7 protein-coding genes are annotated in these 8,386 nt (G+C 73.6%); 2 read left to right on the top strand and 5 right to left on the bottom strand.

Annotated elements, in window-relative coordinates; all coding sequences use genetic code 11:
• Window positions 1-144 precede the first annotated feature (144 nt).
• Window positions 145-1,734: an acyl-CoA carboxylase subunit beta gene (locus tag AOK24_RS34050; RefSeq protein ID WP_055723867.1), complete on the bottom strand. Its 1,590-nt coding sequence runs from the start codon at window positions 1,732-1,734 to the stop codon at window positions 145-147.
• Window positions 1,731-2,558, bottom strand: coding sequence for an AfsR/SARP family transcriptional regulator (locus AOK24_RS34045; protein ID WP_055723866.1), 828 nt, complete (start codon window positions 2,556-2,558; stop codon window positions 1,731-1,733). The genes AOK24_RS34050 and AOK24_RS34045 overlap by 4 nt, the downstream gene beginning before the upstream one ends.
• Window positions 2,559-3,172: 614 nt before the next feature.
• Between AOK24_RS34045 and AOK24_RS34040 the strand changes: the two genes are divergently transcribed.
• Complete coding sequence (locus tag AOK24_RS34040; RefSeq protein ID WP_055723865.1) at window positions 3,173-4,288, top strand: sensor histidine kinase; 1,116 nt, start codon at window positions 3,173-3,175, stop codon at window positions 4,286-4,288.
• 41 nt (window positions 4,289-4,329) lie between these two features.
• Complete coding sequence (locus AOK24_RS34035) at window positions 4,330-4,944, top strand: response regulator transcription factor (protein WP_055723864.1); 615 nt, start codon at window positions 4,330-4,332, stop codon at window positions 4,942-4,944.
• A 27-nt stretch (window positions 4,945-4,971) separates the two neighbouring features.
• On the opposite strand, the gene AOK24_RS34030 is transcribed toward AOK24_RS34035, so the two are convergent.
• The 3 genes from AOK24_RS34030 to AOK24_RS34020 all read right to left on the bottom strand — a co-directional run bounded on the left by AOK24_RS34030 (window position 4,972) and on the right by AOK24_RS34020 (window position 8,282).
• Window positions 4,972-6,231, bottom strand: coding sequence for an acyltransferase domain-containing protein (locus AOK24_RS34030; protein WP_055723863.1), 1,260 nt, complete (start codon window positions 6,229-6,231; stop codon window positions 4,972-4,974).
• A gap of 24 nt (window positions 6,232-6,255) precedes the next feature.
• Window positions 6,256-7,995: a fatty acyl-AMP ligase gene (locus AOK24_RS34025; RefSeq protein WP_055723868.1), complete on the bottom strand. Its 1,740-nt coding sequence runs from the start codon at window positions 7,993-7,995 to the stop codon at window positions 6,256-6,258.
• Window positions 7,996-8,069: 74 nt separating this feature from the next.
• Window positions 8,070-8,282: an acyl-CoA carboxylase epsilon subunit gene (locus AOK24_RS34020; protein ID WP_107104111.1), complete on the bottom strand. Its 213-nt coding sequence runs from the start codon at window positions 8,280-8,282 to the stop codon at window positions 8,070-8,072.
• Between the last annotated feature and the right edge of the window lie 104 nt (window positions 8,283-8,386).

Here is an 8,386-nt window from a genome sequence, read left to right as displayed (position 1 = left end):
GGCGGCGAGGGCCTCGGTGAGGGAGGGGACCAGGGAGACGACGCGGCGCGGCGGGCGGGGCAGGTGGACCGGGGTTCCCATGTCGTCGTAGGCCGTCCCGGAGGAGTGGGCCGTCCCGGAGGAGTAGGTCACCCGGGCACTGTGTCACAGGGGGACGTTGCCGTGCTTGCGGTCCGGGAGCACCGCGTTCTTGCCGCGCAGCATCGTCAGGGAGCGGATCAGGGTGCGGCGGGTGTCGCCGGGATCGATGACGTCGTCGAGGAGGCCGCGTTCGGCGGCGTAGTAGGGGTGCATCAGCTCGGCGCGGTAGTCCTCGACGAGGCGGGCGCGGGTCGCCTCCGGGTCGTCGGAGGCGGCGATCTCCCGGCGGAAGACGACGTTCGCGGCGCCGTCCGCGCCCATCACCGCGATCTCGTTCGTCGGCCAGGCGAAGGTGAGGTCCGCGCCGATCGAGCGCGAGTCCATGACGATGTACGCGCCGCCGTACGCCTTGCGCAGCACCAGGGAGATCCGGGGCACGGACGCGTTGCAGTACGCGTACAGCAGCTTCGCGCCGTGCCGGATGATCCCGCCGTGCTCCTGGTCCACGCCGGGCAGGAAGCCGGGTACGTCGACGAGGGTGACCAGCGGGATGTTGAAGGAGTCGCAGATCGAGACGTGCCGGGCGGCCTTCTCCGAGCCGTGGATGTCCAGGACCCCGGCGAGGGCGGCGGGCTGGTTGGCGACGATGCCGACGACCTGGCCGCCGAGGCGGGCGAACCCGCACACCACGTTGCGCGCCCACGCCTCGTGGACCTCGAAGAACTCGCCGTCGTCCACGATCTCCTCGACGACCGCGCGCATGTCGTACGCGCGCGCCGGGTCCGCCGGGACCAGCGAGGTCAGGGTGTCGGTGCGGCGGTCGACGGGGTCGGTGGGCGGGGTGTCCGGCGGGAGTTCGCGGTTGTTCTGCGGGAGGAGCGACAGCAGGAACCGTACGTCGTCGAGGCACTCGGCCTCGTCGTCGTGGCAGAACCCGGCGACGCCCGAGGTGGCGGCGTGCACGTCGGCTCCGCCGAGCCCGTTGTGGGTGATCTCCTCGCCGGTCACCGCCTGGACGACGTCGGGGCCGGTGATGAACATCTGCGAGGTGTCGCGGACCATGAACACGAAGTCGGTGAGCGCCGGGGAGTAGGCCGCGCCGCCGGCGCAGGGGCCCAGCATCACGCTGATCTGCGGGATGATCCCGGAGGCGCGGGTGTTGCGGCGGAAGATGCCGCCGTACCCGGCGAGCGCGGTGACACCTTCCTGGATGCGGGCGCCCGCGCCGTCGTTGAGCCCGACGAGGGGAGCGCCGGCGGAGAGGGCGAGGTCCATCACCTTGTGGACCTTGGCGGCGTGGGCCTCCCCGAGGGCCCCGCCGAAGACCCGGAAGTCGTGGGCGTAGGCGAACACGGTCCGGCCGTGCACCTCGCCCCAGCCGATCACCACGCCGTCCCCGTGCGGCTTGCGCTCCTCCAGGCCGAAGCCGGTGGCCCGGTGCCGACGCAGGGGCTCGATCTCGGTGAACGTCCCCGGGTCGAAGAGCAGGTCGAGCCGCTCGTGGACGGTCAGCTTCCCCTTCCCGTGCTGGCGCCGCGTGGCCTCCGGGTCGGGTCCCCGGCTCACCTCCTCCTTCAGCAGCTTCAGCTCAGCGGTGGCCCGCCCCAGATCAGGCGCCGGCGCGGCGGCCAGGAGTTCATCGAGGGTCGTCATTCCCTCAACGTAGGAAGGGGGGCTCGAAGAGGGCTGGAGACGCCCGCCGGCTGGGGGTCGAGGGCCGTGTCGCCCGAGAGGACCGCGTGGTGGAGCTGCTGGAGCGACGGGGAGGGTTCGAGGCCGAGTTCGGTGACGAGGGCGCCGCGCAGCCGCTGGTAGGCCTCCAGGGCCCGCCAGGCGCCGCCGGAGCGGTGCAGGGCCAGCATGAACTGGGCGCAGAAACGCTCGTTCATGGGGTGGCGGGCCGTCAGCACCCGCAGTTCCGGGACGACTTCCGCGTGCCGGCCGAGGTGGAGGTCCGCCTCGATACGGCGTTCCAGGGCCGCCATCCGGTTCTCCTCCAGGCGCAGCACCTCCAGTTCGAGGACGCTGCCCGCGCGGACGTCCACCAGGGCGGGGCCGTGCCACAGGGCGAGGGAGGCGCCGAGGAGGCGGGAGGCGGTGCGGTAGTCGCCGGCGTCGTAGGCGAGCCGGCCGTCGGCGACGAGCTGCTCGAACTCCTGGACGTCGACCTGGCCGGGCTGGACGTGCAGCAGATAGCCGCCGAACTGGGTGACCAGGACGTCCTTCGCGCCCCGGGCGTCCCCGACGAGGCCGGCCGCGATGCGGCGGCGCAGCTGGAGGATGTACGTCTGGAGGGTCGTGGACGCGCTGCGCGGTATCCGTTCCCCCCAGATCTCGGCCATCAGTGTGGGCACGGTGACGACGTGGTCGGCCTGTAGCGCGAGCAGGGCCAGGATCTGCCGGGGCTTCGCCGCGCTGGGCACCACCGACATGCCCTGCTCCACCGCCGTGAGCGGCCCCAATACCTTGATCTCCATAGCGTGCTCTCCCCTTTCGAGTCGCATCCCCTGGACCCGGGTCCGGGTGTCCCCCACTCGGAGCGTGCTGCGCATGCTCCCATTCCCGCCGGGGGCCGCCCAGTGAGCAACGCATGAGCGCAATCATGAAAAGTTCATGCCCGGCCCATGACGTACGCAGCTCCCGAATCCGGCCCTCACGGCTCAAACTCTCTCCCCGCGGACATGCCGGGTTCCGGTTCGGCCGCTCGGGCCGCGGCCCGGGATCCGGTTCACGGAAACGTCGGGAATCAGCCGCCCCGGGCATCCCGCACGGCGGAGTCCGCGCGCCCCGTACGGCTCGTTCTTTCCGCCCGCGTACTCGGTGGTGACTGCCCGAACCGGGCGCACAGGTTCGCGCAAGCAATACCTGTTCGGCCAGCCTCTCCAGGGCCAGGACAACGTATATTTCGAACAGTTCAAGCGGTCTTGGGAGGAGGCACCGCATGGCCGACCCGTTTCGCCGTACGGATACCGGCGGCCCGCGCGGCGACGGCCGTGGGGGTCCCGGTACCGGTCAGGGAGGGTCGGCTGCCTTAACCGGAACCAGGTGGCGGGGTCCGGGCGGGGACGTCCCGCCGACGTGGGTGTCGCGGATGATCGCCGTCGCCGTGATGTGCGGCTACTCGGCGGTCCTCGTGCTCAACGTCCTGTGGGACGACCCCGGCCCGGCGCGGCTCGTCCTGTGCCTGGCCTGTGTGACGGCCCTGTTCTGCGGACAGCTCCTGCTCCTGTCGCCCCGTGCCCGCCACCGGCCCCTCCACCACAGGGTGCTGACGCTCGCCGTCCAGGCCGCCCTGGCCTGTGTGCCGTTCCTGTGGTTCGGCATCACCTGGGCCCCGGCCGCCGGGGTCCTGGGCGCCTCGCTGCTGCTCCTGCTGCCCCGCCCTGTGGCGTGGGCCCTGTTCGGGCTGGTGGTGGCCGGGACCGGCGGGTACGCCGCGCTGCTCGACGTGCCGCTGGTGACCCAGGTCTACGCGCCGCTGACCACGGTGCTCACAGGCCTGGTGCTGCACGGTCTGACGCTGCTGACGGACCTGGTGCGCGAGGTGCACACGACTCGCGCCGAGCTGGCCCGGACGGCGGTGGCCCAGGAGCGCCGCCGCATCTCCCGGGACGTGCACGACCTGCTGGGCTACAGCCTCTCCGCGATCACCCTGAAGTGCGAGCTGATCCACCGGCTGGTGCCGGCGCAGCCGGGGCGGGCGCTGGACGAGGTGGAGTCGGTCCTCGCGGTGTCCCGGCAGGCCGTCGCGGACGCGCGGCTGGTGGCCAGCGGCTACCGGGAGATGTCGCTGGCGGCGGAGGCCGAGTCGGCGGCGGAGGTCATGGCGGCGGCCGACATCCGCACCACCGTCGACATCGCCTGCGGCCGGCTGCACCCGGCGGTGGACACGGTCCTCGCGACGACGCTGCGCGAGGGCGTCACCAACATCCTGCGGCACAGCAGGGCCCGTTCCTGCGACATCAGGGCGGTCCGCGACGGGGAGACCGTACGGCTCGTCCTGGTGAACGACGGGGTGCTCGCCAAGGGCCGCTCCGGCGGCCCGCACGGCTGCGGCCTGGACAACCTCCGCACCCGCGTCGACGAGGTCGGCGGCCGGCTGACGGCCATGGTGCGCGACGACGGCCGGTTCCGCCTCGTGGCCAAAGTACCCGTCCGACCGGTCACCCCCATGGCAGCGACCACTGCCGTGCGGGAGAGCGCGTAGCCGTCACCGCTCGCGCGGACACGCTTGATCAGGGGGAGTCAATGCTGTCGGTGAAGATCCTGCTCGCCGAGGACGTCCATATGGTCCGGGGAGCGCTGGTCGCCCTGCTGGAACTGGAGCCCGATCTCCAGGTCGTCGCGTCCGTGGACCGCGGCGACCTGATCGTGGAGACCGCTCTGCGCACCCGCCCGGACGTGGCCGTCGTCGACATCGACCTGCCCGGCACGGACGGGATCACCGCCGCCGCCGAGCTGTACGAGCGGCTGCCGACGTGTCGGGTGCTGATCCTCACCAGCCTCGGCCGGCCCGGCATGGTGCGCCGGGCGCTGACCGCGCACGTCTGCGGGTTCCTGCTGAAGGACGCGCCGCCCTACCGGCTGGCCCACTCGGTGCGGGCGGTGGCCGCGGGCAAGCGGGTCGTGGACCCGGGGCTCGCCCTGTCCGCCTGGGAGGCGGTGGAGTCGCCGCTGTCGCCGCGCGAGGCGGAGGTGCTGCGGCTCGCCGCGCGGGGAGCGGACACCGGGGAGATCGCCGAGGCCCTGTACCTGACGAAGGGGACGGTCCGGAACTACCTGACGGCGATCGTGGCGAAGCTGAACGCGCGCAACCGGATCGACGCGATCCGCATCGCCCGGGAGGCCGACTGGATTCCGTGAGCGGCGCCGGCTTCCCGGGGGCAGGGCTCATACGTCCTCCGCCAGCGGTCCCGCGTCCAGCGCCGACAGCACCCCCGCCAGATCCACCGCGTCGCTCTCCGGGCCCTGGCACACCGCGAGGCACCGGGGCCCGTCCGCGCCGCCGATCCTGCGCAGCAGCGGCGTGAGGACCGCCCGGGGCCCGACCTCGACGACGTGCGTGGGCGCGTGCCGGTCCAGCATCCGGCGTACGGCCTCGGCGAACCGGACGGGTGAGGTGATCTGGCGGGCCCAGTAGGCGGCGCCGAGGGGTTCGGCGAGCTGGCGGCCGTAGACCGTCGAGTAGAACGGGACGCGCGGGCGGGTGCCGGGGGCGCGGCGGGCGGCGGCCTGGAAGCCGGGGACGGCGTCCGCCATGAGCGGCGAGTGGAAGGCGTGCCCGACCGGCAGGAGGCGGCTGGAGATCCCGGCGTCCGCGAGGCGGGCGCGGGCGCGGGCGAGGCCCGCCAGGTCGCCGGTGAGGACGGTCGCGCGGGCCGCGTTGACCGCGCCGATGGACACGCCGGGCTCCCAGGCGGCGACCTCGGCGGCCTCGTAGGGGTCGGCGCAGGTCGCGAGCATGCCGCCGCTGCCCGGGAGGCGCTGCATGAAGGCGCCGCGCAGCGCGACCAGCCGGGCCGCGTGACCCAGCGTCAGGGCCTCGGCGACCGTCGCCGCCGCGAACTCGCCGACGCCGTGCCCGAGGACGGCGACCGGGCGCACTCCGGCGTCCAGCAGGGTCCGGGCGAGCGCGTGCTCGACGGCGAACAGCGCCGGCTGGGACAGGGCGGTGCGGTCGATGCCGGGGTCGCGGCCGAGGATCAGCTCGGTGACCGAGCGGCCCAGGTAGGGCCAGAGGATCTCGTCGGCCCAGGTCAGGCTGGAGCGGTACGGGGTCGAGTGGCGGTACAGGCCCTCGGCCATGCCGGGGTGCTGGCTGCCCTGGCCGCTGAACACGAACACCGGGCGCACCGTCCGGCGGGCGGAGCGCGGCCCGTGGTCCTGGCGCGTCCCGCGTGCTCTGCGGACGGCGAGGTGGCGGGCCAGTTCCCGGACCGTCGGGTACATCCACATGTCCTCCGGGCCGATCAGGGAGCCGAACTCCGCCTCGATGTCGCCGTACAGGCTCAGCAGGGCCACCGAGTCGAGCCCGCACTCCACGAGCAGGGCGTCGCGGCCGACCTCGCGGCGCGCGTAGTCCGAGACCCGGTCCGTCAGCCAGCCGAGGAACTCCCGTTCGTGCCGCTCGCCGCTCAGTACGTGGATCACACCAGCCCCCTCCGTCGCCCTGGTTCATCCGGTCAGTGCGGCCGGCCCCACGACCAGATCGGTGTCGAGCCGCTGGTGCAGCGGGCGGATCCGGCCGCGCAGGAAGAGCTCGCGCATCGCGGACCGCTCCACTTTTCCGCTGGTGGTACGGCGTACGGTGCCGGGGCGCACCAGCAGGACGCCGCCGACGCGTACGTCGAACTCCTCGGTGAGGCAGCGCTCCACCTGGCAGGCGAGCGCGGCGAGGTCGAGGTCGTAGCCGCTGCGGGCGCGCAACTCCTGGACGACGACGACGCGTTCGCGTTCGCCGGGGACGGCGAAGGCGGTGCCGGGGCCGAAGAGCGCGTTGACGTGCTGGACGGTGCGCTCGACGTCCTGCGGGTAGAGGTTGCGGCCGGCGACGACGATGACGTCCTTGAGGCGGCCGGTGACGTAGAGGTGGCCGTCGTCGAGGGTGCCGAGGTCGCCGGTGCGCAGGAAGCCGCCCTCGCCGTCGGCGGTGGCCGCGCCGAAGACGCGGGCCGTCTCGCCGAGGTCGCGCCAGTAGCCGCGGGCGACGCCGGGTCCGCGTACCCAGATCTCGCCGATGCGGCCGTCCGGGACGGGGGTGCGGGTCTCCGGGTCGACGATCCTGGTCTCGCAGCCGACGGCCGGGCCGCAGGACAGCAGGTTGCGGGCCGGACGCCCGGGTTCGGGCGCGCGCCACAGGTGCCGTTCCAGGGCCTCGGCGTCGACGGCGCGTTCGCGGCGCGGGAGGGTGCCGCCGGTGCCGGAGACGAGGAGGGTGGCCTCGGCGAGGCCGTAACAGGCGGCGAAGGCCGCCTTGTCGAAGCCGGCCGGGGTGAAGCGGTCGGCGAAGTCCCGGAGGGTCTCCGGGCGGACGGGTTCGCCGCCGGACACGGCCGTGCGCCAGCCGGACAGGTCGAGCCCCGTGAGCTGGTCGTCGGTGACGCGGCGCAGGCACAGGTCGTAGGCGAAGTCCGGGGCGCCGCTGACGGTGATCCGGTGCCGGCCTATGGCCTCCAGCCAGCGCACCGGGTGCCGTACGAAGGTCTCCGCCGGGAGCATCACCGAGGTGCCGCCGAGCCACAGCGGGTGCAGCAGCTGGCCGACCAGGCCCATGTCGTGGTGGAGCGGCAGCCAGCCGCCGATCCGGTCGCCCGGCCGCGTGTCCAGCGCCTGCTGGATCGCCCGCTGGTTGGCGAGGAGGTTCTCGTGGGTGATCACCACGCCGTGCGGCTGGCCCGTGGAGCCGGACGTGTACTGGAGGTAGGCGACCGTGTCCGGGGCCGTGGGCCGCGGCGTCCAGGGCGGGGCGGTCGGTACGGCGTCGGCGGGCAGGCAGGGCATGTTGCCGTACCCGCAGCGGGCCAGGAGGCGGGAGACCTCCGGGGCCAGCGCCGCGTCGGTGAGCGTCACGCGGGGCGCGGTGTCCTTGACGATGCCCGCGATGCGTTCCTCGTGGTGCGCGTGGCCGCCGCCGGGCGGGCAGGGTACGGCGATCGCTCCCGCGTACAGGCAGGCGAGGAAGCTGACCGCGAACTGGCGGCGGGAGTGGTGCAGCAGCAGGACGCGTTCACCGGCGGCGTCCTGGCTCTGCAACCAGCCGGCGAGCCGTCGTACGGCGGCGTCCAGGCTTCGGTACGAGATCGACTTGGGGCGCCCTCTCTCCTCGTTGTCCGGCAGCAGCACCAGCGCGTCCCTTCCGGGCGCCTGCTCGGTCCTGGCCAGCATGAGTTCGGTGAAGTTCCGGTGGCAGGTCAACACGTCCCCCTAGCTTGCGCGCGTCCCCCCGTGCAGGGGCGCGACGATTCACAGAGCCGCCCGGAAGCGACGGCTCAGGGAGCCGACGGGAAGGTGGCTCGCTGGGCCGGCCAGAAGGCGGCGGCGCGGTGACGGAACCGCTCGCTGCCCCACTCGGCCCGCCGAGGCCCCGCTTCCGCCGCCGGTCCGCCCTCGCGCATCAGCACCAGCAACGCGGCGACCACCGCAGCCAACTCACCCTCGTCCGGCTGCCCCCGGACCACCTTGAGGAGCGGAATCTCGGACATGCGGACCACTGTGCGGCACTCCCCTCGAACCCCGGTCGCGCGCCGCCCGGGGAGAGGTGGAGCGGGACCCGCGTCACGCGGGCGGCGCGCGACCGGGGTTCGAG

The organism is Streptomyces niveiscabiei (assembly GCF_001419795.1).
In the GTDB taxonomy this organism is placed as follows: domain Bacteria; phylum Actinomycetota; class Actinomycetes; order Streptomycetales; family Streptomycetaceae; genus Streptomyces; species Streptomyces niveiscabiei.
Note: the sequence above shows the minus strand (reverse complement) of the source record. Positions and strands in the feature narration are given on the sequence as shown.

What these genes read in the sequence shown, in the direction of transcription:
- AOK24_RS34050 (WP_055723867.1), bottom strand. Translation starts at nt 1,734, where the DNA reads ATGACGACCCTCGATGAACTCCTGGCCGCCGCGCCGGCGCCTGATCTG.
- AOK24_RS34045 (WP_055723866.1), bottom strand. Translation starts at nt 2,558, where the DNA reads ATGGAGATCAAGGTATTGGGGCCGCTCACGGCGGTGGAGCAGGGCATG.
- AOK24_RS34040 (WP_055723865.1), top strand. Translation starts at nt 3,173, where the DNA reads ATGATCGCCGTCGCCGTGATGTGCGGCTACTCGGCGGTCCTCGTGCTC.
- AOK24_RS34035 (WP_055723864.1), top strand. Translation starts at nt 4,330, where the DNA reads ATGCTGTCGGTGAAGATCCTGCTCGCCGAGGACGTCCATATGGTCCGG.
- AOK24_RS34020 (WP_107104111.1), bottom strand. Translation starts at nt 8,282, where the DNA reads ATGTCCGAGATTCCGCTCCTCAAGGTGGTCCGGGGGCAGCCGGACGAG.